This window comes from Kitasatospora sp. NPDC059408, assembly GCF_042751525.1.
Lineage (GTDB): Bacteria > Actinomycetota > Actinomycetes > Streptomycetales > Streptomycetaceae > Kitasatospora.
This window is the reverse complement of the sequence record NZ_JBHYWI010000041.1, coordinates 25298-48933: the sequence shown is the minus strand read 5'-3', so window position 1 is coordinate 48933 and position 23636 is coordinate 25298. Positions and strand designations below refer to the sequence as shown.

Below are 23636 nucleotides of genomic sequence, written 5' to 3'. Positions count from 1 at the left end.
CGCCACCGTGAAACTTTCACCAGTGGGATCGCACCGATCGGCCGTTTCGCCTGGAAGCCAGGGAGAAGCCCAGCCACTCCTTGACGAGGCCGCGGCCCCTGATGCAGCGTCAACAGTCCGAAACGCTCCGGAAACAAGAGCAAGGGCGACGCCGTGAGCGCGAGCACCGATGTGAGCGCTCACATGCGTGACCTGCTCACCGCCCACCGCTGTCATCCACCCGCGGAGGAAGAGGTTCCATGCTGCGTTCCCGGCACCTGACGACCCGCCTGCTCGCCGTACTCCTGGCGGTCGGCGCCGCACTCGGTGTGAACGTGTCCAACGCGCCCCGGGCCGGCGCCGCCTCGTTGACCCGGATCACGGGCTTCGGCACCAACCCGACCGACCTGCAGATGTACCTGTACGTCCCGAACAGCGCCAAGGCCGACCCGCCGATCCTGCTGGCACTGCACGGTTGCCAGGGCTCGGGCCCCTACCTGTACTCCAGCACCGATTTCGCCGCGCTGGCCGACCGGTACGGGTTCATCGTCATCTACCCCTCGACCAGCCCCGGCGGCAGCTGCTGGGACGTCTCGTCCGACCAGGCGCTGACGCGCAACGGCGGCAGTGACCCGGTCGGGCTGATGTCGATGATCACGTACGTCGAGCAGCGCTACGGCGGGAACCGCAACGCCGTGTACGTCACCGGCGAGTCGTCGGGAGGGATGATGACCAACGTCATGCTCGCGGACTACCCGGACGTGTTCAAGGCCGGCTCGGCGTTCATGGGCGTGCCCTACCACTGCTTCTACACGGGCACCGTGCGCGGCTGGAACGGTCCTTGCGCCGGGGGCCGGGTCTCCATGACCGCGCAGCGGTGGGGCGACCTGGTGCGCGGTGCCGATCCCGGCTACACCGGGCCGCGCCCCCGCGTGCAGCTGTGGCACGGCACCGCCGACCCCATCCTGAACCACAACGATCTCGGTGAAGAGACCAAGCAGTGGACGAACGTCCTCGGGGTGAGGCAGAGCCCGTCGTCGTCCGACACCCCGGCCGCCGACTGGAACCGGGCCCGGTACGCCAACGGCTCCGGCATCACCCAGGTCGAGACGTACAGCATCGCCGGCGCCGGGCACCAACTGCCCATCCAGGGCACGCAGATGGCCGCCTACGCCATCCACTTCATGGGGCTGGACGGCGGCGGCAAGCACCAGCGGACCCTCGGGTAGTCGCTCTCCGGCTGCCCTCCAGATCAAGGAGATCCCGCCCGGTCGCCGATCGGGCGGGATGCGCCGGCGGCGTCTGCGCCATGACCGCCACGGCCCGCGCCGCCGGACGGCTGCTCGTCGAGGCCGCCTGGAACCGCTGGCACCCGCGCACCCGGGACCTCGAAGACCTGATCGCCCGCGGCGCGGTCGGCACCGTCCACACCGTCACCGCCCGGTTCGACGGTCGCGCCCCCGCCCCCGGCAACTACCGCCTCGACGCCGCCCTCGGCGGAGGGGCCCTCTACGACGTCGGCTACTACGCCGTCTCCGCCGCGCTCGCCGCGTTCGGCTGGCGCGCGCCGACGGTCCTGCGGGCCGAACAGGAGCGCTGGGGCCCCGGCTCCGCCGACTCCGTCACCCGGTTCCTGCCGGAGTTCCCCGGCCGGGGAATGGCCGAGGTCGACTGCTCACTCGTCGGCCGCACGGCCGAGACGTTCACCACCACCGGCACGGGCGGCTCGATCACCCTCACCCCACCGGCGTTCTGCGCCGGCTCCGCCCCCAGCACGCTCACCACCACCGGCGGAGACCTCCGCGACTACCCGGCCCAGGATCCCTACCGCCTCATGGTCGAGTCGGTCGACTCCGCCGTGCAGGGCGACACCGCGGCCCGCCTCGTCCCGGTCGCGCAGTCGCTCCTCATCGCGACCACCCTGGACGCCGTCCGCGGTCACCTGGCGCGAGTCGACAGTTGACGGTCGACTCGACGACTCTGCCGGTGCGGTCCCGGTCGACACGGGGTCCGAGCTGGTGCGCAGCGGTCCCGAGGTGTCTGATTCGATGGGGCCGTCGATCGTCACCACCGCCCGAATGGGAGCAAGACCCTGAGTACGTCGTTCGCCGAGGCATTGTCCGTCGGCCTGCTGGTCCTGGTCCTGGTCTGCGCGGTGGTGCGGCCCTGGGGGTGGCCGGAGGCGGTGGTCGCCGTGCCGGCGGCGGGGCTGGTGGTCGCCGTCGGCGCGATCTCGCCGTCGGACGCCCTGGCCGAGGTGCAGCGGCTCGGGCCGGTGGTCGGCTTCCTGGCGGCCGTGCTCGTGCTGGCCCAGCTCTGCGACGACGAGGGCCTGTTCCACGCCTGCGGGGCCTGGATGGCCCGCACCGCCGCCGGGCGGCCGCGCCGGCTGCTGGCGCAGGTGTTCGTGGTCGCCTCGGTGATCACGGCCGTGCTCAGCCTGGACGCCACCGTGGTGCTGCTCACCCCGGTGGTGTTCGCCACCGCGGCGCGGCTCGGCGCCCGGCCCAAGCCGCACGTCTACGCCTGCACGCACCTGTCGAACACCGCCTCGCTCCTGCTGCCGGTGTCCAACCTGACCAACCTGCTGGCCTTCGCCGCCAGCGGGCTGAGCTTCACCCGCTTCGCCGCCCTGATGACGCTGCCGTGGCTGGCGGCCATCGCCGTCGAGTACGCGGTGCTGCGCCGGTTCTTCGCCGCCGACCTGGACGCGGGCGCCCCGGCCCCGGCCGACCTCGCGCCGCCGGAGATGCCGCTGTTCGCCCTCCTCACCGTCGTCGGCACGCTGAGCGGGTTCATCCTCACCTCCGTACTCGGGCTCGACCCGGCGTGGGCGGCCCTGGCCGGTGCCCTCGTGCTCGCCGTCCGCGCGCTGGTCCGGCGGCGCACCACCCCGGTCGCGGTCGTGCGCTCGGCCGCGGTGCCGTTCCTGGCCTTCGTGCTGGCGCTCGGCGTCGTGGTGCGGGCCGTGGTCGACAACGGGCTCGCCTCCGCGCTCGGGCACCTCGTCCCGCAGGGCACCGCGCTGCCCGCACTGCTCGGCACCGCGGCGCTGGCGGCGGTCCTGGCGAACGTCATCAACAACCTGCCCGCCACCCTCGTCCTGTTGCCGCTGGCGGCCCCGGCAGGGCCCGGCGCGGTGCTGGCCGTGCTGCTCGGGGTGAACATCGGCCCCAACCTCACCTACGCCGGGTCCCTCGCCACGCTGCTGTGGCGGCGCATCGTCCGCGAGCACGACACCGACATCGGCCTGGGCGAGTTCACCCGGCTCGGGCTGCTCGTCGTGCCCGCTGCGCTGCTGCTGGCCGTGGTGGCACTGTGGGGGTCGTTGCAGACCATCGGAGGTTGACACCGTGACCGTCGTCGTCTGGATCACCGAAGGCACCTGGCCCGCCTGCGTCGACGCCGCGCGGACGCACGCGCCGCGGGACGCCGGGATCGTCCTGCTCCACGTCAGCGGCCGGGAGGTGCCCGGCGCCGCGCACGGCGCCTTCGCCGGGCTGCTCGGGCGCGGGCACCCCGAGCGTGATCCCGGCACCCGGGTGGAGGGTCTGGCAGCCGCCTCGGGGCGGCAGCTCCTCGATGCGGCGGCCGAGCGGCTGGGACGGCCCTGCACCCCGGTGGAGCGCAGCGGCCGCACCGAGCGCGAGGTCGTCGCCGCGGCGGAGGGGGCCGAGCTGCTCGTCCTCGCCCGGGACGGCGACCGCACGCGCCTCGGACCCCACAGCCTCGGGCCCGCCACCCGCTTCGTCGTCGACCACGCCCCCTGTCCCGTCCTGCTGGTCTGGCCGGAGCCGGCCCCGAGCGCCGACACCCTCCCTCCCCCGCCCCACCACTAACCCTGGCTGCCCGCCGGGCCGGAGAAGGCGAGCCGGCACCGGCCGCCGGCCGGGAGGTGGAGCCGGAAGCGCCGGGGGTCTCCGGGAACCGGGACGAGTGCGGCGTCGCGGCCGTCCTGATCGGTCGCCACCGGACGGCCCGTCCGCTCGGGCAGGTACAGGTCGACCGTCGCGTCCCGGACGGCGTGCAGCTCGGCGCCGGTCAGCGCGCCCCGGCGCCAGCTCAGGCCGACCGTGATGCCGCCCCGCGCGCACAGGCCGTGGACGTCGCCGTCCGGCCAGGACGGCGGCAGGGCGGGCAGCAGCCGCACGATGCCGTTGTGGCTCTGCAGGAGCGTCTCGGCGATGGCGGCGGTGATGCCGAAGTTGCCGTCGATCTGGAACAGCTGCGGCGGGTGCAGGTCGAAGAGGTTGGCCGCGACGGAGGTCGCGAGCAGGCGGTCGACGGCGTGGCCGGCCAGGGGGCCGTCGCCGAGGCGGGCGGCCAGCGCGGCCACCCAGGCGAGGCTCCAGCCGGTGCCGCCTCCGCCGTGTTCCAGCCGGCGGTCCAGGGCGCGGCGCGTCGCGTCCACCAGGGAGGCGTCGGCGAGCGGGTCGACGGCACTGCCCGGGTAGAGGCCGTACAGGTGGGAGAGGTGCCGGTGCCCCGGGTCCTCGTCGGGGAGGTCGTCCCGCCATTCCAGGAGGCGGCCGTCGGCGGCGACGGACGGGGGCCGCAGGCGGGCGCGGGTCCGGGCCAGTTCCTCCGCCAGGTCGTGGTCGACGCCGAGTTCGCGGGCGGCGGCGACGGTGTTGTCGAGCAGTTCGGCGGCGAGCCAGTGGTCCATCGTGGAGCCGGCGGAGACGGCGGCCAGGGTGCCGTCAGGGAGCCGGAAGCTGTGCTCGGGCGACGTGGACGGGCTGGTCACCAGCGTGCCGTCCGCGTCCTCGACGAGGAGGTGGGTGAGGAAGCGCGCGGCCTCCCGCATGACGGGGTAGGCGCGGTCGGCGAGGAAGGCGCGGTCCCCGTGGAAGAGGTGGTGGTCCCACAGGTGGGCGGCCAGCCACGGCCCGGCCATGGGCCAGTGGAACCACATCGGCTCCCCCAGCACGGGGTTGGTGGCGCGCCAGATGTCGACGTTGTGGTGGCAGCACCAGCCCGGCGCGTCGTAGTACGCCCGCGCGGTGGAACGCCCGGACTCGGCGAGGTCCGTGACGAGGTCGAACAGCGGCTCGTGGCACTCGGACAGACCCGTCGTCTCGGCGGGCCAGTAATTCATCTGGAGGTTGATGTTCGACGTCCAGTCGCAGTTCCACGGCGGCGTGACGAAGGTGTTCCAGATGCCCTGGAGGTTGGCGGGCTGGGTCCCGGGCCGGGAGGAGGCGATGAGCAGGTAGCGGCCGTAGGCGAACAACTGGGCGGCGAGGCCCGGGTCGGCGGTGCCCGCGTTGGCGGCGGCGAGGCGCTCGTCGGTCGGCAGCTCCGCCGCCGGCCCCGTGCCGGGGAGCCGGAGGGAGGCCGCGGCGAAGAGCCTCCGGTGGTCGGCCACGTGGGCAGCGCGCAGCGTGTGGAAGTCCTGTCCCCCGGCGTCGTCGAGCCAGTTGCGGGCCTCGGCGAGCGCCGCCTCGGGCCCGTCGGGCCGCTGCCGCCAGTCGTGGTACCCGGTGCCGACGGAGACCAGGAGCACGGCCTCGTCGGCACCGGTGACCTCGATCCCGCCGTCCGCGGTGCGGGCGGTTCCGTTCACCGTCCGCACGCGTATCTCGGCGGCGAAGCCCGTGCCCTCGTCGTCCCGGTAGACGGTGTCCGTGCCGCCGAGCCAGCTCGCGACGCTCGCCGGGGCGCGCCCGTGGACCGACAGGGCCGCCGCATCGGCGGAGGTGGCCGTGGCCGGGTGGGGCGTCGTCAGGCTCGTACGGAAGGTCAGGGCGCCGGGGGCGTCCGCGCTGAGGCGGACGGCCAGGACGCCCGCCGGGGCGGAGACGAAGCTCTCCCGCCGGTACCGGACTCCTCCTGCCGTGAACGACACGGTGTGCACGGCCTCGTCGAGGTCCAGGGCGCGCCGGTAGTCGGCCGCGTCGTCCTCGCCGTCCTCGCCGTCCTCGCCGTCCTCGCCGAGCGACGGGAAGGTCAGCAGGAGGGTGCCCAGCGGCTGGTAGGCCTCGGTGTCGGGGCCCTGGAAGTGGGCGGTGGCGATCGCGTGGGCGCCGGCGTGGTCGCGGTCGCGCACCGCCTCCCGCAGGGCGGGCAGGTGGTCGGCGGCGCCGGCCCGGTCGCGGGGGCCGGGGCCGCCGGACCACAGGGTGTCCGCGTTGAGCTCGATCCGCTCGGTGCGCACGCCTCCGTAGATCATGGCGCCGAGGCGGCCGTTGCCGAGCGGCAGTGCTTCCAGGAGGCCGTCGGCGGGGCGCCGGTACCAGAGCGAGTCCGTGGCGGGGTGCTGCGTGTCCGTGGGCGCGGTGTCCATCGGCGCGGCGTCCTTCCGGTCGTGGGCGGGGCGGGGGCCGTCGTCCGGGTGGACGGGGCGGAAGAAGGTGTTCAGGGGACGGTAGCGACGGCTCTGCGGCGGCCGGTTTCCGGACGGGCCGGTGGGCATCTCAGGGCTCCTCGGTGACGGGCGGCCGCTCGTGGTTGAGCCGGCCGGAGGCGAAGCCGTCGATCACGACCGGCGCCGCACCGAAGCCGGCGGCGGCCAGCACGTCGGCCAGGGAGGTCAACCGCGCTGCAGCGGGGACCACTTCGGCGTCGAGTTCGACCCGGACGGTGTCGCCGAGGTCGCGCACGCGCAGTTGCCCGGACCGCAGTCCGGCGCCGGCGAGCGCCTCGCGCACCGCCCGTTCGGCGCGGTCGACGCGGGCCAGGCGGTGGCCGGTGACGGGGATGCCGTAGCGGATGCGGCTGGCCAGGCAGGGGGTGGCCGGCTTGTCCCAGGTCGGGAGGGACCACAGGCGGCTGACGGCGCGTACGTCCGCCTTGCCGAGGCCGGCGTCCAGCAGGGGCGTGCGGATCCCGCGCTCCCGCCCTGCTCGGATGCCGGGCCGGAAGGGGTCGGCCGCGTCGTCGGCGTTGGTGCCGGTGGCGACCTGGTCGAAGCCGTGCTCGCTCGCCACGGCGGCGATGACGTCGAGCACCTCGGACTTGCAGAAGTAGCAGCGGTCCTGCCCGTTGGCGCGGTAGCCGGGGCGGTTCAGCTCCTCGGTTCGGGGGGACAGGTGTGTCACGCCGAGGGTGTCGGCCAGCGTTCGGGCCGCGGCGAGCTCGCCGGAGGCGAGGCTCTCCGAGACGGCCGTCACGGCGAGCACGCCGCCCCGCCCCAGCGCGCGGGCGGCGGCCGCGAGGACGAGGGCGGAGTCGACGCCGCCGGAGTACGCGACGGCGACGGGCCCCGCTTCGCGCACCGCCGACAGCAGCGCGGCGGCCTTCTCCTCGACGGCGTCACCGCCCCTGGATTCACTGGTCACGGCGTTCCGTCCTCCTGCGTCCATCGATCCGGGTGGTCCTGCTCGGCCAGCCGCCGCGCCCGGTCGGCGACGGTGCGCAGCGGGAGGCCGGTTCGCCGCGCGGCGGCCGCGGCGTCGTCGTACTCCGCCTTGGCCCCGTACGGGCCCTGTTTGACCCGGACGGGCATGCCGTCGACCTCGACGGTGCCGGTCCGCCGGGGGGCCGCGACGCGGGTCTGGACGGTCTGGCGGACGCCGAGCGTTCCCGTCTCGGCGAGCACCAGCTCCCGGAGGTGCGGGGCGCTCTCGGGCCGGGCGAGGACGTGGAGCACGTGCGCCGGGCGGCCCTTCTTCATCACGGCCGTCGTCGTCCACGCGTCGAGCGCGCCCCCGGCCAGGGCCCGCGCGATGGTGTGGGCGAGGGTCTCGCCCGTGACGTCGTCGAGGTTGGTCTCCAGGGTCACCACGGTCTCGACCGCCTCGGCGGCGGCGCCGCCCGCCCCGACCGCGCCCGCCGGTTCCGCGCCGGACGGTGGCAGCGGGCGGCCCAGCGTGACGGCGACGACGTTCGGCCGGTCGGCGAGGACACGGGTGCCGGCGCCGTAGCCGGTCGCCACCGGTGTCATCGTGGGCGGCGGGCCGTAGCGGGCGCCGGCGGCGCGGAGCAGGGCGGCCCCGGTCGGTGTGACGGTCTCCCCGCGCAGGTCGGTGCCGGTCACCGCCGCGCCGGACAGCAGCTCCAGCGTGGCGGGGGCGGGGCAGGGCAGCAGTCCGTGCGCCGCGTGGACGCTGCCGACGCCGAGCGGGAGCGGCGCGCAGACCACCTCCGTCACGCCCAGGGCGTGGAGGGCCGCGGCGACGCCGACGATGTCCACGAGGGCGTCGTGGCCGCCGAGTTCGTGCAGGTGGACCTCGCCGGGATCGGTGCCGTGCAGGCGGCCCTCGGCGTGGGCGATCGCGGCGAGTGCCGCGGTGGCGAGCGCGGCCACCGGCTCGGGCCGCGCGGCGGCGGTCAGCACCAGCAGTTCGGCGGCGCGCCGCTCGGTGGCGGTGTCCGTCACCCGCACCCGGGCGCTGGTGGCGGTGAGCCCGTGCACGGTCACCCGGTCGGCGTGGAGCTCCCAGCCCGTGAGGCCGGTGGCGGCGACCGAGGCCCGCACCTGCTCCAGCGGTGCCCCGGCGTCGAGCAGGGCGCCGAGGAGCATGTCGCCGGCGAGGCCGGTGAACGGGTTGATCCAGCAGATCATGCGCGCCTGCTCCCCGCCCAGGCGAGCCGGTGCGCGGCCATCGCCGCGCCGAAGCCCGAGTCGATGTTGACCACGGTGATGCCGGCGGCGCAGGAGGCGTGCATGGCCAGCAGGGCCGTGACACCGGCGAGGGACGCGCCGTAGCCCGTCGAGACGGGCACGGCGATCACCGGGCAGCCGACGAGGCCGCCCACGACGCTGGCGAGGGCGCCCTCCATGCCGGCCACCACGACGACCGCGTCGCTCGCCCGTAGCTGCTCCTGGACGCGGAGCACGCGCTGGAGGCCCGCGACGCCCACGTCCTGCACGGTGGTGACGGCCAGTCCGACGGCTTCGGCCACGGCGGCGGCCTCCGCGGCCACCGGCCAGTCGGAGGTCCCGGCGGAGACGACGGTCAGCGCGAAGCCGTTCGTCCCGGCCGGGCGCCAGACCAGCAGGCCGGCCGTGGCGTCGTACGAACCCGCGGGCAGGTGGTCGAGGACCTCCCCGGCGGTCCCGGGGTCCACCCGGGTGACGAGGACCGGGCCGGAGTTGTCGCGCAGCAGTTCGGCGACGATCGCGCGGATCTGGCCGGGCGTCTTGCCGGGCCCGTAGACGACCTCGGGCAGTCCCTGGCGCTGTTCGCGGCCGATGTCCACCTGGGCGAAGCCGAGGTCGTGGACGCGGGTGGGGTGCATGCGGCTCTGCTCCTCGGGGGGGCTGTGGTCAGGAAGAGTGCCGACGGGCGAGCTCGGCGCCGGTCTCCCGGAGCAGGCGTCGCGTCTCGGCCATCGCGGTCGCGGGGCTGCCGGCCCGGTCGGTGAGGGAGTGGGCCGACGTGATGCCGTGGGCGGCGAGCTCGGCGGGCGACACCTCCACGCGTCCGGCGACGGCGGTGACCGGGACGCCGGCCCGGCGGGCCCGGTCGGCCACGCCGATCGGCGCCTTGCCGCGCAGGCTCTGCGCGTCGAGGCAGCCCTCGCCCACCACGACGAGGCTCGCCGAGGCCAGCGCGGCGTCCAGGCCGAGCTCGGACAGCAGCACGTCGACGCCCGGGCGCCGGCTCGCGCCGAGGACCAGCGCCGCGAACCCGGCGCCGCCGGCCGCCCCGGCTCCCGGCCGGTCGGACGAGTCCGTTCCCAGTCGCGCCGCGACGAGTCGTGCGAAGCGGGCGAGCCCGGCTTCGAGTACCGCGACCTGGCCCGGATCGGCGCCCTTCTGCGGGGCGAAGACGGCGGCCGCGCCGTCGGCGCCGAGCAGCGGGTTGTCGACGTCGGAGGCCAGGACGAGCCGGACGCCGCGGAGGCGGGGGTCCAGGCCGGAGAGGTCGACCCGGTCCGCGTGGGCCAGGGCCGCGCCGCCGGGCGGGAGTTCGGCGCCGCGGGCGTCGACGACGCGCGCGCCCAGGGCCTGGAGCAGACCTGCGCCGCCGTCGGTGGTGGCGCTGCCGCCCACGGCGAGGACGATCTCCCGGCAGCCCAGGTCCAGTGCGGCGCGCAGCAGTTCGCCCGTGCCGTAGGTGGACGCGGTCAGCGGCGCGTGCCCGTCCTCGGGCAGCAGGTGCAGGCCGGAGGCCTGGGCCAGTTCGACGACCGCCCGGTCGCCGCGGACGGCCAGGTGGGCGTCGACCGGCTCGCCCGTCGGGCCGCTCACCCGGACCGCCACCGCGTCGAAGCCGGCCGCGAGGAACGCCTCCGCCGTCCCCTCGCCCCCGTCGGCGACCGGTGCCTCGCGGACGCTCAGCTCCGGTGCCGCCTGCCGGATCCCCTCGGCGAGCCAGCGGCACGCTTCCACGGCGGTGGCCGAGCCGCGGAACTTGTCCAGGCACAGCAGGACCTGTCCTCGCGTCATGGCGCCGACGCTCCGCCGCTGCGCAGGTACGGGATCGTCATGGGCCCTTCCGGCAGGACGCACGCGCGGGCGCCCGGGCCGGCGGCGGCGAGTGCCTCGGCGACCGTCGCGGAGATGTCGGCGGTCTGTTCCAGGTGGGCGGTCGCGAGGTCGGCGTCGCTGAGGTGGGAGGTGTGCATCACCACCCGGCAGGAGGACTGGATCCGGGCCTGGACCTGCACCTGCCACTGGTCGGGCACGGTCCGCGGCCTGGCCCCGATGTCCGCGAGCAGGGCCTGCGGGGAGGGGGCCGAGGCGAGCACCTCCCGGTAGGAGCCGTGGTCGGGGAAGCCGTCGCGGCACTCGGCCGCGCAGACGATGAGGCCGCCGGGCCTGACCACCGTGTGGGCGGCCGACATGCCCTTGACGGACTGGTACAGGTTCTGGTCGAGCGGGTGTCCCGCGTTGGTGGTGACCACGACGTCGAAGAGGTGGTCGACCGGACGCATCGCGATGCGGCGGGCGGCGGCGGTGGCCGCCGCGTGCATGGGCAGCAGGTCGCCGCCGAAGGCTTCGACGATGCGGTGGTCGCGGTTGAGGACGACGTCGAGCGCGAAGTCGACGCCGGTGCCCGCCGCGATGGCGCGGACGTCGTCGTGGACGGGGTTGCCGTGGGTGACGCCCCAGGTCGCGCGGGGGTCGCCGATGCGCTTGGCGTCGTGCAGGACCAACACGGTCTCCAGGCCCGCGAGGCCCGGGGCGACCAGTTTGGGGCCGCCGGAGAAGCCGGCGAAGAAGTGCGGCTCGACGAACCCGGTGGTGATCCGGACGTCGGCCTCCACCCACTCGCGGTTGAGCCGGACCGGGACGTCGTCGCCCCAGCGGCCCACCCACGCGAGCGCCGCGTCGTCGCGGGCGTCGTGGTTGACGATCCGGATCCGGTCGACCACCTCGTCGCCGAACATCCGCCGCAGCTCGTGCGGGTCGTTGCCGCGGTGGGTGCCGGTGGCCACCAGGATCACCACGTCCTCGGGCCTGATGATCCCGTCGAGTTCGGCCAGGACGGCCGGGATCATCAGGTGGCGCGGCTGGGGCCTGGTGCCGTCGCAGGCGGAGATGGCGACCGTCTGGCCGGGCCTGACCCGCTCGCGCAGCGGCGGGCCGGTGACCGGTCGGCGCAGCGCGGCGCGGAGCGCGGCCGTCTCGTCGGCGGCGCCGGGGTGGTGCAGCGGCTCCACGACGGTGGTGACGGCCGGGTCGACGTCGATGTCGAGCCCGGTCTCACCGTAGGCAAGTCGGACCTTCATGCCGGCGGCTCCCCGTCGCCGGGCCGCGCCGGTCCGTCCAGCCCATAGATCCGGGCCGCGGTGCCGCCGAAGACCTGCGCACGCTCGTGCGCTTCCAGGCCTTCCGCCAACTCGTGGGCGGTGTGGACGACTTGTTCGTAGGAGGCGGCCACCAGGCAGACCGGCCAGTCCGAGCCGAACATGACCCGCTCGGGTCCGAAGGCGTCGAGGGCGGTCTCGGCGTAGGGACGCAGGTCGGCGACGGTCCAGCCGGCCGGGTCGGCCTCCGTCACCAGGCCGGAGAGCTTGCAGGAGACGTTGGGTTCACGCGCCAGTTCGCGCAGGCGGCCGGCCCAGGGTTCCAACTCTCCGCGCGCGATCGGCGGTTTGGCGAGGTGGTCGAGGACGAACGGCTGCTCCGGCAGGGCGCGCACCGTGTCGATGGCGGCGGGCAGTTGGTGGGCCCGGACGAGCAGGTCGTAGCAGAGCCCGGCGTCGCCGACCGCGCGCAGTCCGCGCCGGACGTCGGGGCGGGCGAGCCAGGCCGGGTCGGGTTCGCCCTGGACCAGGTGCCGGATGCCGACGAGCCGGTCGCCGCCCGGCCCTCGCCGCAGTTCGGCGAGGGTGTCGGCGATCCCGGGCGCGGTGAGGTCGGCCCAGCCGACGACGCCCGCGATCAGCGGTTCGGCGGCGGCCAGGGCGAGGAACTCCCGGGTCTCCGCGGCGTCCGGCAGGACCTGCACCAGCACGGTGCGGTCGATGCCGGTCGCCCGGGCCCGGGGGGCCAGGTCGGCCGGCCCGAAGTCGCGCCGGATGGAGGCCAGCTCCGGCGCGTCGAGCCAGGAGTGCGGGCGCCGGCCCGACTCCCATATGTGGTGGTGCGCGTCGACTCTCACGCGCATCGCTCCTCGGTCGGTGGTTGACGGTCGGTCAGGTGCGGAGGGGGTCCGGCTGCGGTCTCGTCGCCGCCGGAATCTCCTCCCCCTCGGCCAGGTGCTCGCGCAGCCAGCGTTCGGTGGTGTTGACGTGCATCAGGGCGGCGGCCTGGGCGAGGTTCGGGTCGCGGGCGACGAGGGCGTCGAGGATCGCCTCGTGCTCGGCGATGGTCCGCCCGGCCGCGTCGGCGTCGGCCAGCCCGCGCCAGACCCGGGCCCGCAGCGTGCGCCCGGAGATGTGCTCCAGCAGGGTGGCCAGGGTCTCGTTCCCGGTGGCGCGGATCACCGCCCGGTGGAAGGCGGCGTCGTGCCGGGTCAGCAGCTCGACGTCGTCCCGTGCGTCCCGCATGGCCGCCAGGTGACGCTCCACCTCGGCGAGGTCCTCGTCGGTGATGCGGGTGGCGGCCAGCGCGGTGGCGACCGGCTCGAAGAGCCTGCGCACCTCGGTGAGTTCGAGGACGGTGTCCCCCTGGAGCAGCTCCACCGCGCCGCCGAGCCCTTCCAGCAGCAGACCGGGCGCCAGGCTGGTCACGTAGGTGCCGTCGCCGCGCCTGATCTCCAGGACCCGGGCGACGACGAGCGACTTGACCGCCTCGCGCATCAGGTTCCGGGACAGGCCGAGCTCGGCCGCGAGCTGCTGCTCCGGGGGCAGCTTCGAACCCGGGGCCAACTCGCCCTCCCGGATCATCCGACGGATGCGGGCGATGGCTTTGTCAGTCAGGGACACGGCGCCAACGTATCAGGTGATCCCATGTCTCGGAAGAGATCAAATGCCTTCCCTTCGTTGAACTCGGCATACTGCCTGGCAGTATGCCGCGCGTCGGCCCTTCCTCTGGCCGCCTCGGGTGGCCTTTCACCCGAGATTCATCCCATGTATCGAGTCGAAGGAGGAGCCGCTCGTGGTAGCTCACGATCCGGCGTAGGCCGTTGCCTGGATGCCGTAGAGCTCGGCGTAGCGCCCCTGCCGCGCCAGGAGTTCCTGGTGCGAGCCGATCTCTTCGAGGCGTCCCCGGTCGAGTACCAGGATGAGGTCCGCGCCGGTGACGGTCGAGAACCGGTGCGAGACGATGACCGTGATCGCCCCGGTGCGTGCGGCGAGCTCCCGGGCCCGGGCCATCTGACGCTGGAAGATCTCCTGTTCGCTGGGGGCGTCCAGGGAGGCCGTGGGCTCGTCCAGGACGAACAGCAGCGGCTCGCGGCGCATGGTCGCCCGCGCCAGGGCGGTCTTCTGCCACTGCCCCTCGGAGAGGTCCACGCCGCCGAGGGCCCGGCCGAGCAGGGTGTTCACGCCCTGGGGCAACCGGCTGACGAAGGCGGCGGCCTCCGCCTCCTGAAGCGCCTCGGCGACGCGCTCGTGGTCGTCCAGGTGCGGGAGGTCGCCCAGGCCGACGGTCTCGGAGAACACGGTGCGGTAGCGGCCGAAGTCCTGGAACGCCGCGCTGGTGCGGGCGTGCCAGCCCGCGCCGTCGTACCGGGCGAGGTCCACCCCGTCGACCGTGATGCGGCCCGAGTCCGGCCGGTAGAACCGGTTGAGCAGCTTGACCAGGGTGGTCTTGCCGGAGCCGTACTCGCCGACGACGGCGACGACCGTCCCGGCCGGGATGGTGAGGCTCACGTCCTCCAGGGCGAACCGGTCGGTCCCGGGGTACCGGTAGCTGACCCGGTCGAGGACGATGCCCTCGGTGAGCCGGGGCGGGGTCGCGAGTTCGCCGGAGCCGTGCGTGCGCCGGTCGGCGACGAAGCGGCGCAGCCACAGGTAGGGGTCGACGAAGCGCTGGGCGGCCACGGAGTCGGTCGTCCGGCCGACGGCGGCCTCGACCGATCCCCTCAGGGTGGAGGCGACGGTGATGGCGAGGACGACGTCGCCGGGTGAGCCGTGTCCGCGGGCGGTGCGGTGGATGACGACGGCGAGGGCGGCCACGAAAGCGGCCGTGAAGAGCGTCCAGCCGCTCACCCGCCAGGCAGCGGCATGGAGTTGCGCCCGGAACCGGTGGTCGGCGGCTTCCTCCCAGAGGGCGGCCTGACGGCGGGCCAGCTCGCCGCCGGCCCCCGCGACCCGGATCTCCTTGGCGGCCGCCGCCTCCGACGCGGTGTCGAACAGGTGCTTCTGGAGCCTGACCGCCTCCGCCGTCTCGGTCTCGGCCCGGCTGACGCGGCGCCGGCCCCGGCGGTCGAACCAGAGCGGGGCGGCGGCGAACAGGACCAGGAGCAGCAGCCAGGGGCTCACCGTGCCCAGCAGCACCAGGGAGACGCCGAGTTGGAGCACGCCGAAGACGGCGGTGACCGCCGACCAGAAGCCGTTGACGATGGCCCAGGGAGCGCCGAGGACGATCGTCACCCGGTCCAGGAAGTCGCTGCGCTCGACGTGCTCCAGTCCGTCCAGCAGCGCGATGTCCCGGTGGATCGAGGCCGGCAGGTCCAGCACGGCCACCCGGTCCACCAACTGTCCCTTGACGTTGTAGCCCAGGTCGGTGAGCGCGGCGGTGGCGGCGTAGACGACGGCGGCACCGACCGCCCCGGCGACGGCGGTGCCGGTGTCGTGGTCGATCGCGCCGTTGATGGCCGCGCGCAGGGTCAGCGCCGTGGCGGCGACCGTCACCAGGGAGAGCGCCTGGGTGAGCAGGACGGCGATCGTCAGCCCCGGCGAGCGGCGGTGGGAAAGGGCGAACAGTTCGCGGGCCAGCCCCGCGTAGTCGCGCGCGGTCGCCCGGAACTCGGCCTGCGGGTCCAGGGTCATGAGGGCTCGCTTTCGTCCGTGCGGTCGTCGTAGCCGAGGCGGAACCGCTCGGCCTGGATGGCGAAGAGACCGGCGTACCGGCCGCCGAGGGCCATCAGTTCGTCGTGGGTGCCGGACTCGGTGATCCGGCCGCCGTCGAGGAGCACGATCCGGTCGGCCTGCCGGACGGTGGACAGCCGGTGGGAGATCAGCACCACACTGGCGCCGCCACGGTGCTCGGCGAGGCGGTGGAAGACGTCGAACTCGGTGCGGACGTCGAGGTGCGCGGTGGGTTCGTCGAGGACCAAAAGGTCGGCGCCGGTGTGCACGGCGTACAGGGCGCGTGCCAGGACGGCCTGCTGCCACTGGCCTCCGGAGAGGTCGACCCCGCCGGTCCGGGTGCGGGCGAGCGGGGTGTCCCAGCCGTCGGGGAGCCGTTCCAGCACCGCGTCGAAGCCGGAATCCTTCGCGGCGGCGTCCAGGGCGGCCCGGTCGACGGGCACGGTGGCGTGGCCGAGCGCGACGTTGTCGGCGGCCGACAGCTGGTACTTGACGAAGTCCTGGAAGACGACCGAGACGTGCTCGCGCCAGCCGGCGGCGCCCAGCTCGGCGATGTCGATCCCGTCGGCCGTGATCCGGCCCCGGGTGGGCCGGTAGAGGCCGGACAGCAGCTTGATCATGGTCGACTTGCCCGCGCCGTTGAGCCCGACCACGGCCAGCAGTTCGCCGGGCCTGATCTCCAGACTGAGGCCGTCGAGCACGGTGCGCCCGGTGCCCGGGTACGCGAAGGACACGTCCTCGAAGGCGACCAGTGGTGGCGCGGTGCGCCGCTCGGTACGGGGCACGGGGAGGGCGTCCGCACCGACGGCCTGCGGGCCGAGGGCCTCGCGCAACTCGCGGTAGGCCAGCATGCCCTCCGTCGCGGCGCGGATGTTGCGGACGTCCTCGCTGTAGCCCAGCGACTGCACGAGCGACCAGGAGGCGGTCAGCACCGCGGTGAGGGCCGAGATGCCGACCGCGCCGCGGGCCGCGTCCCGGGTCACCGCGAGGTACACGACGACCAGGGGAACGCCGACCAGCACGAACTGGCTCCACTCGTTGCGCAGCAGTCTGCGGGAGAGCTCCCAGACGGGGTCGAACATCGCCCGCACGTGCCGCTGGATGCGCTCGACCATCCAGTCGCCGAAGCCGAAGACCCGTACCTCCATGCTGGGGCCGACGGCGGTGAGCGCGTCCTGCCAGGCCTCGGCGCGCATGCCGTGCGGGATTCCCTTGCGCCACACCGTCGTGAAGACGTCCGCCTGACGGTTGCGCAGGTACTGGTTGACCGCGCCGGGCACCAGCAGGGCGGGCACCGCCCACCACACGTACTGCGCCAGCACCGCGCAGGCGCCGGCCAGGCCGAGGAGCGAGGCGAGGCGGCGCAGGCGCCCCAGCGCGCCGTCGGCGGGGGTGCGCTCGGTCCAGTTGGCCGGCTGGGCGCGGGCGCGGCGGATCAGCTGCTGCACCTCGGGCGTCTCCAGCGCCTCGATCGTGGGGCTCGCCGTGGTGAGGCGCAGGACCCTGGCCCGGTGGGCCCCGTCGATTCGGAGGGCGGCGAGCTGCCCCAGCGGCGCGGTCAGCGCCTCGATCACGTGCCCGAGCAGCAGGACGGCACCGAAGACCGCGAGCGGGACGAGGGCGGCGTCGAAGAGGTCCGCACCCGGATGGCCCTGCACCCTGGCCACCAGGACCGCGGTGGCCAGGGCGGTGGCGGCCGGGAGGGCCGCCTGGACGACGAGGAGCCCGACCAGTGCGGCCAGGAGCGGCGGCCGCGCGTCACGCAGTGGACGCAGGAGCAGGGCGATGCGGGACGCCCTCGATCGAATGGCACCGTCGAAGCGCTTCGACTCGAACATTCGCCAAATCTGGCAGGACTCCTGACCATGTGTCAATTCGTATATGAGCTGGCGGAATTCCGTTGAATTCATCGAAGCATCGTCGAATACCCGATGAACTGAAGGCGATTACGGCACCCGGGTGACTCTGGGAGAGTTCGAAGCGGTCGGCGGGCCGCGGCTCGGCGTCGCGGGTGAGCATCCGGTTACGCGCCGTTCACACCGCGCGGGCCCGTGGGGAAACAACCGGTTCCTAGCGTGTCCGCTCACACCGCACCCCGGAAAGGCGGGCCATGACCACCACCGAGTCGCGTCCGACGACGACCACACCACCCGACGCCGAGAAGAGCCAGGCGACGAAGGAGACCCTGGAGGACTACACCCTCCGGTTCGCGCCCCGCAGCTACCGCCGCTGGACCCCGGTGGTCGTGGCGACCACCGCGCTCGGCGGCATCGCGTACATGGCCGACTTCTCCATCGGTGCCGGCATCGGCCTGGCCCACGGCACCGGCAACGCGCTCGTCGCGATCGCGGTGGCCGCAGCGGTCATCTTCGTCACCGGCTTCCCACTCGCCTACTACGGAGCCCGCTACAACATCGACCTCGACCTGATCACCCGCGGCTCCGGCTTCGGCTACTACGGTTCGGTGCTGACCAGCGTCATCTTCGCGAGCTTCACCTTCATCTTCTTCGCCCTCGAAGGTTCGATCATGGCCCAGGGCCTCAAGCTCGGCCTCGGGCTGCCGCTGTGGCTGGGCTACGCGGTCTCCACGCTGATGGTGATCCCCCTGGTGATCTTCGGCATGAAGGCGCTCAGCAAGCTCCAGGTGTGGACGACGCCGGTCTGGCTGGTGCTGATGGTCGCCCCACTGGTCTACCTGATCGCCGACGACCCCGGCACCGTCGACCGCTTCCTCTCCTACGCCGGCACCGACGGCGAGGGGGGCGTCAACCCCGCCTCCGTACTGCTCGGCGCCGGTGTCTGTCTGTCCCTGATCGCGCAGATCGGCGAGCAGATCGACTACCTGCGCTTCATGCCGCCCAAGACCGGGGCCAACAAGCGCGGTTGGTGGACCGCCGTGATCATGGCCGGTCCCGGCTGGGTGGTCCTCGGCGCCCTGAAGCAGGCCATCGGCGTCTTCCTCGCCGTCTACGTCATCGCCGGGGTCGGTGCCACCGCCGCCCCGGAGCCGATCCGGCAGTTCAAGGGCGCCTTCGACGCGATGATGCCGTCCTGGCTGGTCATCCCGCTCGCGGTGGCGCTCGTCGTGATCAGCCAGATCAAGATCAATGTCACCAACGCCTACTCCGGCTCGCTGGCCTGGACGAACTCCTTCACCCGCGTCACCAGGCACTACCCCGGCCGGATGGTCTTCGTCCTGGTCAACCTCGGCTTCGCGCTCGCCCTGATGGAAGCCGACATGTTCAGCTTCCTGAACAGCATCCTGGGCTTCTACTCGAACTGCGCGATCGCCTGGGTCGTCACCGTCGCCACCGACATCGGCGTCAACAAGTACCTGCTGAAGCTCTCCCCGCTCCAGCCCGAGTTCCGGCGCGGGATGCTGTACGCCGTCAACCCGGTCGGCACGGTGGCCTTCGTCGCCGCCTCGGGCCTGTCGATCGCCATGTACTTCCACGCCCTCGGCGACACCCTCCAGCCGTACTCGCCCGTGGCCGCCGCCGTCATCGCCTTCGCCCTCACCCCGCTGATGGCGATCGTCACCAAGGGCCGGTACTACCTGCGCCGCACCGACGACGGAATCGACGAGCCCCTGCTCGACGCCGGGGGCAACCCCAGCGCCGTCACCCTCGACTGCCACGTCTGCCACCAGCCCTACGAGCGCCCCGACCTGGCTGCCTGCGCCACCCACGGAGCGGCCGTCTGCTCGCTGTGCCTGAGCACCGACAAGGGCGGCGACCACGTGCTGCCCGCACAGCCGATCACCGGCTGACTCCGGGACACCGGCGGCCGCCCACCCTGAGCGGAGAGCACCCGCGCCCGTGGCTGCGGTCGAATGAGCCACGGCCCGTCGGGTTCGAGGGGCCTCCTCCGTTACGGGGTGGCGGCTTGTGGGAGGTCGTGGACGGCGACGGTCGGGTGCAGTCGGCGGGTGTGGTCGAGCGGGCGCGGCGGGCCGGTGAGGCGCAGCGGGACGGTCAGGGGGTGGTCGGTGCTGGAGGCGGAGATCCGCAGTTCCAACGCGCCGGGTTCGACGATCCGCGTGCCGTCGCGGCCGGTGAAGGACGCCAGGTCGGCGGGCAGGGTCAGCTCCACCCGGCAGCCGGCTCCGGCTTCGAGCCGGATCCTCCGGTAGCCGACCAGCCGCTGCACCGGCTGCACCACGCATGCCACCGGGTCGTGGAGATAGAACTGCACCACCTCCGCACCCGCCCGCGCGCCGGTGTTGCGGAGCACGGTCGGCAGCTCGACGTCGACCCCGCCGGCCAGGGCCAGGGCGGCGGCGTCGGACCAGTCCTCGGCGACGCCGTGCAGCGTCTTGAGGAAGGCGATGCCGAAGTAGTCGGCGACGACCGTGCCGGTGAATCCCCAGGTGTGCCGGAGCAGTCCGGTGAGCAGGGCTTCGTCGGCGGCGGAGGGGACGCCGTCGGTGTCGGTGTAGGCGTGCATGACCGAGCGCGGACGGCCTTCCCGGACGGCCATCTCGAAGGGCGGCAGGATGACGTCGGCGCGTTCGCGCGGGCCCATCGAGACGGGGGCGAGGTTGCGTCCGGCGCGGGAGGCCGAGTACCCGGCGAAGTGCTTGAGGGTGGCGACGACGCCGGCCGACTCCAGGCCCTGGACGTAGGCGGTGGCGACGGTGGCGACCTTTCCGGTCCGGGCGACCACATCCAGGGGTGGGACAACCACGGCGGGCCGCAGTCGGCAGCGGCACGCCACCCGTGTCGGCCTCGGCGGCGCTCGGCACCCGCCCCGGATGCCGACCGCCCGCCCCCGGCATAGCGTGGCCCACAGCGCCCTGCCCGCCCGGCTGCAACACCGCTTCCCTGGAGGTCCGTTCATGCGCGCGGTGACCTACGACTCGTACGCCCCGGACAACTCGCGGCTGCGGTACGGCGAGGTGCCCGACCCCAAGGTCGGTCCCGGCCAGGTCCTGATCGAGGTCCGGGCGGCCTCCGTCAACCCGGTCGACTGGAAGGTCATGGCGGGCGGCCTGGACGGCATGATGGACACCGTCTTCCCCGTCGTCCCCGGCTGGGACGTGGCCGGCGTGGTCACCCGGACCGGCCCCGACACACCCGAGTTCGCGCCCGGGGACGAGGTGATGGCCTACGCCCGCAAGGACGTGGTCCAGGCCGGCACCTTCGCGGAGTACGTCGCGGTCGCCGCGCCCGCGGTGGCGCGCAAGCCGGCCGGGCTCGACTGGGCGCAGGCGGCCGGACTCCCGTTGGCCGGCCTCACCGCGCTGCGCTGCCTGGAAGGGCTCGCGGTCGGGCCCGGGGACGTGCTCCTGGTGCACGGCGCGGCCGGCGGCGTGGGCAGCCTCGCGGTGCAGCTCGGCCGCGACCGCGGGGCCCGGGTGATCGGCACCGCCTCGGAGCGCAACCACGCGTATCTCCGCGGGCTCGGCGCCGAACCGGTGACGTACGGGGACGGCCTCACCGACCGGGTGCGCGCGCTGGCGCCCGACGGTGTCTCGGCCGTCGCGGACTTCGTCGGCGGCCAGCTGGAGACGACCCTGGCCGTGCTCGCCGGCGGCGGGCGGCACGTCTCCATCGCCGACCCGGGGGTGTCGCAGCACGGCGGCCACTGGATCTGGGTCCGCCCGGACGGCGCGAAGCTCGCCGAACTGGCCGCGGCCGTCGACCGCGGCGCCCTGACGGTGGAGGTCGCCCGGACCTTCCCGTTGGACCGGACGGGTGAGGCCTTCGACGCCAGCCGCACCGGCCGCACCCGCGGGAAGCTGGTCGTCGTGCCGTGACCGCTCCCCGTCCTCGTCGGTGGGAGAGCGTATGGCGGGGGCCGGACCTAGGCTGGAGCCTGGCGCGGGAATTCCCCTTCCGGCGTGCACGGCTGCCCGGACGGAGGCGCGCGTGGAGACGACTGGCGAGAAGGACGCACCCACCGCCGTTGTCGTGGTCGACCCGGACGGCGTGGTGAGCGGCTGGAGCGAGGGCGCACTCCTGCTACTCGGCTGGACGGCCGAGGAGACCGTCGGTCGCCCGGTGGCGGACTTCCTGGTCGATCCCCCGCCGGGTTTCCCTGGGAATGACAGCCCCGGGAGTGACAGCCCCGGGCGTGACGGCCCGGACCCGACGGGATTGATGGCCGTGCGCCACCGGGACGGCTCCACGGTGGACGCCGTGGTGACGGCCCACCCCCTGCACGGCGCCGACGGCCTGGCGGTGGGCCGTGTGGTGACCGTGCAGCGCTGGGCGCGCCGCCCCGTGATCGCCGACCGGGCCTTCGAGCAGTGCCCCTTCGCCCTCGGCGTCTACGACCCCGACCTGCGGTTCCTGTGGGTGAACGCCGCCGCGTGCCGGGTGATCGCGCACACGGAGGAGCAGATCCGCGGTGAGAAGTACCGCGAGCTGTTCCCCGAGCTGCAGGGCGTCCCGTACACCGACAAGCTCTCCGAGGTGGCCAGGACGGGCGTGCCCGCGCGGCTCATCACGATCTTCAAGCCGCTGGGCAGCGCCTACGCGAACGCCTGGGCCACCAGCATCTGGCCCGTCCGGGACGCCGGGGGCACGGTGCGCGCGGTCGCCAACTGGGGCTTCGACATGAGCGCCGAGTACTGGGCCCGCCAGCGCCTGCTCATCCTCAACGAGGCCACCCGGGGCATCGGCCGGACCCTGGACGTGACCAGCACCGCCCGGGAACTGGCCGAGACCCCGGTGCCGGGCTTCGCCGACCTCGTCACCGTCGACCTCTTCGACGAGGTGCTGCGCGGGGAGGAACCGCCCGCCTCCGCCGCGGTCGCCGCCGGCGGCACCATCACGCTCGGCCGCGCCGCCCGGCACAGCGCGAAGGAGGACCCCGACCTGCCGCCCGGACCGTCCGCGCGGGTCAGCTACGCCCCCGGTTCCGTCGCCGCCCGCTGCATGTCCGCCGGCAGGTCCGTGGTGCAGCTCGCCGCCGAACCCAACCAGGGCGGCGAATGGGCCTTCGGCCCCGGTCTCGCCGCCGATCCCGCCCACTGGCCGCCGGGCACCCCGCTGATCGACCGGTCCATCGCCGCGAAGGGGCTGACCGGAAAGATCACCGTGCCGCTGCTGGCACGCGGCGCCGTGCTCGGCGTCGTCGCCTTCGCCCGCCGCGACCGGCCCGAGGCCTTCACCGCCGACGACCTGATCCTGGCCGAGGAACTGGCCGCCAAGGCCGCCGTCGCCATCGACAACGCCCGCCGCTACACGCGCGAGCACGCCCTCGCGCTGACCCTGCAACGCAGCCTGCTGCCCCAGCGGCTGCCGGACCACGGAGCGATCGACGTGGCCTCCGGCTACCTGCCCGCGGGAGCCGGCGCCGGCGTGGGCGGTGACTGGTTCGACGTCATCGCGCTGTCCGGCGCCCGGGTCGCCCTGGTCGTCGGCGACGTCGTCGGCCACGGCGTGCACGCCTCGGCCAGCATGGGAAGGCTGCGCACGGCGGTCCGCACCCTGGCCGACGTGGACCTGCCGCCCGACGAGCTGCTCACCCACCTGGACGACCTGGTCCTCCACCTCCCCGACGACCCCCGGCCCGACGGCGGCTACGAGCCGACCGGCGAGACCGGCGCCACCTGCCTGTACGCCGTGTACGACCCGGTCTCCCGCCGCTGCGCGATGGCGAGCGCGGGCCATCCGCTGCCCCTGGTCGTCTCGCCGGACGGCACCGGCACCGCCGTCGAAGCGCAGCCGGGGCCCCCGCTCGGCGTCGGTGGGCTGCCGTTCGAGGCGATCGAGATCGAGCTGCCCGAAGGCAGTCTGCTCGCCCTCTACACCGACGGCCTGGTGGAGAGCCGCGAGCGCGGCGCCGAGCAGGGGACCGCCGATCTGCTGCGGGTCCTCAGCGGGCCGGCCGCGTCGCTGGAGGCGCTCTGCGACACGGCGATGAAGGCCATGCTGGCGGAGCACCGCACCGACGACGCGGCCCTGCTGCTCGCCCGCACCCGCGCGCTGGACCCCGACCACGTCGCCGACTGGGACATCGAGTCCGACTTCGCGCAGGTGGCGCACGCCAGGCGGCTGGCCGCCGACCAACTGGCCGTCTGGGGCCTGGAGGAGACGGCGTTCGTCACCGAACTGGTCGTCAGCGAGCTCGTCACCAACGCGATCAAGTACGGCCAACCGCCCATCAGGCTGCGGCTGATCCGGAACACCTCGCTGATCTGCGAGGTCTCCGACGGCAGTGACACCTCCCCGCACCTGCGCCGGGCGCGCACCTTCGACGAGGGCGGCCGGGGCCTGATGCTCGTCGCCCAGCTCACCCAGGGCTGGGGCACCCGGCACAGCACCAGCGGCAAGACCATCTGGTGCGCCCAGAGCCTCGGCCCGACGTGATCCCGGACGCCGCCGGCCCACGACGCG

General features: G+C 74.2%; 17 protein-coding genes and 1 pseudogene. 7 read left to right on the top strand and 11 right to left on the bottom strand.

Features of this window, described 5'->3' with window-relative positions; genetic code table 11:
* The first annotated feature begins 239 nt into the window (after positions 1-239).
* The 4 genes from ACFXDE_RS25680 to ACFXDE_RS25665 all read left to right on the top strand — a co-directional run bounded on the left by ACFXDE_RS25680 (position 240) and on the right by ACFXDE_RS25665 (position 3818).
* Complete coding sequence (locus tag ACFXDE_RS25680; protein WP_380497109.1) at positions 240-1208, top strand: alpha/beta hydrolase family esterase; 969 nt, start codon at positions 240-242, stop codon at positions 1206-1208.
* Positions 1209-1288: 80 nt separating this feature from the next.
* On the top strand, positions 1289-1942 hold the full coding sequence (locus ACFXDE_RS25675) for a hypothetical protein (protein WP_380497107.1): 654 nt from the start codon (positions 1289-1291) through the stop codon (positions 1940-1942).
* Positions 1943-2071: 129 nt separating this feature from the next.
* Positions 2072-3328 carry an SLC13 family permease gene (locus ACFXDE_RS25670; RefSeq protein WP_380497134.1) on the top strand — a complete coding sequence of 419 codons (1257 nt, stop codon included), beginning with the start codon at positions 2072-2074 and terminating at the stop codon, positions 3326-3328.
* A 4-nt stretch (positions 3329-3332) separates the two neighbouring features.
* Complete coding sequence (locus tag ACFXDE_RS25665) at positions 3333-3818, top strand: universal stress protein (protein WP_380497105.1); 486 nt, start codon at positions 3333-3335, stop codon at positions 3816-3818.
* Here ACFXDE_RS25665 and ACFXDE_RS25660 read toward each other — a convergent pair.
* The 10 genes from ACFXDE_RS25660 to ACFXDE_RS25615 form a co-directional block, all read right to left on the bottom strand.
* Positions 3815-6394 carry a glycoside hydrolase N-terminal domain-containing protein gene (locus tag ACFXDE_RS25660; RefSeq protein ID WP_380497104.1) on the bottom strand — a complete coding sequence of 860 codons (2580 nt, stop codon included), beginning with the start codon at positions 6392-6394 and terminating at the stop codon, positions 3815-3817. The genes ACFXDE_RS25665 and ACFXDE_RS25660 overlap by 4 nt on opposite strands.
* Before the next feature lies 1 nt (position 6395).
* Positions 6396-7259 (bottom strand): ATP-dependent sacrificial sulfur transferase LarE, encoded by an 864-nt coding sequence (larE, locus tag ACFXDE_RS25655; protein WP_380497103.1) that lies wholly within the window; start codon positions 7257-7259, stop codon positions 6396-6398.
* Positions 7256-8485, bottom strand: a complete 1230-nt coding sequence (gene larC / locus ACFXDE_RS25650) for a nickel pincer cofactor biosynthesis protein LarC (protein WP_380497102.1) — start codon at positions 8483-8485, stop codon at positions 7256-7258. The genes larE and larC overlap by 4 nt, the downstream gene beginning before the upstream one ends.
* Entirely contained in the window at positions 8482-9162 is a 681-nt protein-coding gene (larB, locus tag ACFXDE_RS25645) for a nickel pincer cofactor biosynthesis protein LarB (protein ID WP_380445310.1), read from the bottom strand. Before larB ends, larC begins: the two co-directional genes overlap by 4 nt.
* Positions 9163-9190: 28 nt before the next feature.
* The gene (locus ACFXDE_RS25640; protein ID WP_380497101.1) at positions 9191-10315 is read right to left on the bottom strand and encodes a glycerate kinase; all 1125 of its coding nucleotides are present in this window, start codon (positions 10313-10315) and stop codon (positions 9191-9193) included.
* The gene (larA, locus tag ACFXDE_RS25635; protein ID WP_380497100.1) at positions 10312-11601 is read right to left on the bottom strand and encodes a nickel-dependent lactate racemase; all 1290 of its coding nucleotides are present in this window, start codon (positions 11599-11601) and stop codon (positions 10312-10314) included. The genes ACFXDE_RS25640 and larA overlap by 4 nt, the downstream gene beginning before the upstream one ends.
* Positions 11598-12476 carry an amidohydrolase family protein gene (locus ACFXDE_RS25630; RefSeq protein ID WP_380497099.1) on the bottom strand — a complete coding sequence of 293 codons (879 nt, stop codon included), beginning with the start codon at positions 12474-12476 and terminating at the stop codon, positions 11598-11600. Before ACFXDE_RS25630 ends, larA begins: the two co-directional genes overlap by 4 nt.
* Positions 12477-12510: 34 nt before the next feature.
* A complete protein-coding gene (locus ACFXDE_RS25625) occupies positions 12511-13242 on the bottom strand; it encodes a FadR/GntR family transcriptional regulator (RefSeq protein ID WP_380497098.1) in 732 nt (243 codons plus the stop codon).
* Positions 13243-13422: 180 nt separating this feature from the next.
* On the bottom strand, positions 13423-15252 hold the full coding sequence (locus ACFXDE_RS25620; RefSeq protein ID WP_380497097.1) for an ATP-binding cassette domain-containing protein: 1830 nt from the start codon (positions 15250-15252) through the stop codon (positions 13423-13425).
* On the bottom strand, positions 15249-17129 hold the full coding sequence (locus ACFXDE_RS25615; RefSeq protein ID WP_380497096.1) for an ABC transporter ATP-binding protein: 1881 nt from the start codon (positions 17127-17129) through the stop codon (positions 15249-15251). Before ACFXDE_RS25615 ends, ACFXDE_RS25620 begins: the two co-directional genes overlap by 4 nt.
* A 272-nt stretch (positions 17130-17401) precedes the next feature.
* Here ACFXDE_RS25615 and ACFXDE_RS25610 point away from each other — a divergent pair, with 272 nt between their 5' ends.
* On the top strand, positions 17402-19060 hold the full coding sequence (locus ACFXDE_RS25610) for an allantoin permease (protein ID WP_380497095.1): 1659 nt from the start codon (positions 17402-17404) through the stop codon (positions 19058-19060).
* 101 nt (positions 19061-19161) lie between these two features.
* Here ACFXDE_RS25610 and ACFXDE_RS25605 read toward each other — a convergent pair.
* Positions 19162-19974 (bottom strand): annotated as a pseudogene (locus ACFXDE_RS25605) (glycoside hydrolase family 3 N-terminal domain-containing protein); the annotation flags it as partial.
* A 154-nt stretch (positions 19975-20128) separates the two neighbouring features.
* On the opposite strand from ACFXDE_RS25605, the gene ACFXDE_RS25600 reads away from it, so the two are divergent.
* Positions 20129-21049, top strand: coding sequence for an NADP-dependent oxidoreductase (locus tag ACFXDE_RS25600; protein ID WP_380497094.1), 921 nt, complete (start codon positions 20129-20131; stop codon positions 21047-21049).
* A 112-nt stretch (positions 21050-21161) separates the two neighbouring features.
* A complete protein-coding gene (locus ACFXDE_RS25595) occupies positions 21162-23609 on the top strand; it encodes a SpoIIE family protein phosphatase (RefSeq protein ID WP_380497093.1) in 2448 nt (815 codons plus the stop codon).
* The last annotated feature ends 27 nt before the right edge of the window (positions 23610-23636 follow it).

What these genes read in the sequence shown, in the direction of transcription:
- ACFXDE_RS25680 (WP_380497109.1), top strand. Translation starts at nt 240, where the DNA reads ATGCTGCGTTCCCGGCACCTGACGACCCGCCTGCTCGCCGTACTCCTG.
- ACFXDE_RS25610 (WP_380497095.1), top strand. Translation starts at nt 17,402, where the DNA reads ATGACCACCACCGAGTCGCGTCCGACGACGACCACACCACCCGACGCC.
- ACFXDE_RS25640 (WP_380497101.1), bottom strand. Translation starts at nt 10,315, where the DNA reads ATGACGCGAGGACAGGTCCTGCTGTGCCTGGACAAGTTCCGCGGCTCG.
- ACFXDE_RS25615 (WP_380497096.1), bottom strand. Translation starts at nt 17,129, where the DNA reads ATGTTCGAGTCGAAGCGCTTCGACGGTGCCATTCGATCGAGGGCGTCC.
- ACFXDE_RS25620 (WP_380497097.1), bottom strand. Translation starts at nt 15,252, where the DNA reads ATGACCCTGGACCCGCAGGCCGAGTTCCGGGCGACCGCGCGCGACTAC.
- larB (WP_380445310.1), bottom strand. Translation starts at nt 9,162, where the DNA reads ATGCACCCCACCCGCGTCCACGACCTCGGCTTCGCCCAGGTGGACATC.
- ACFXDE_RS25660 (WP_380497104.1), bottom strand. Translation starts at nt 6,394, where the DNA reads ATGCCCACCGGCCCGTCCGGAAACCGGCCGCCGCAGAGCCGTCGCTAC.
- ACFXDE_RS25600 (WP_380497094.1), top strand. Translation starts at nt 20,129, where the DNA reads ATGCGCGCGGTGACCTACGACTCGTACGCCCCGGACAACTCGCGGCTG.
- ACFXDE_RS25675 (WP_380497107.1), top strand. Translation starts at nt 1,289, where the DNA reads ATGACCGCCACGGCCCGCGCCGCCGGACGGCTGCTCGTCGAGGCCGCC.
- larA (WP_380497100.1), bottom strand. Translation starts at nt 11,601, where the DNA reads ATGAAGGTCCGACTTGCCTACGGTGAGACCGGGCTCGACATCGACGTC.
- larC (WP_380497102.1), bottom strand. Translation starts at nt 8,485, where the DNA reads ATGATCTGCTGGATCAACCCGTTCACCGGCCTCGCCGGCGACATGCTC.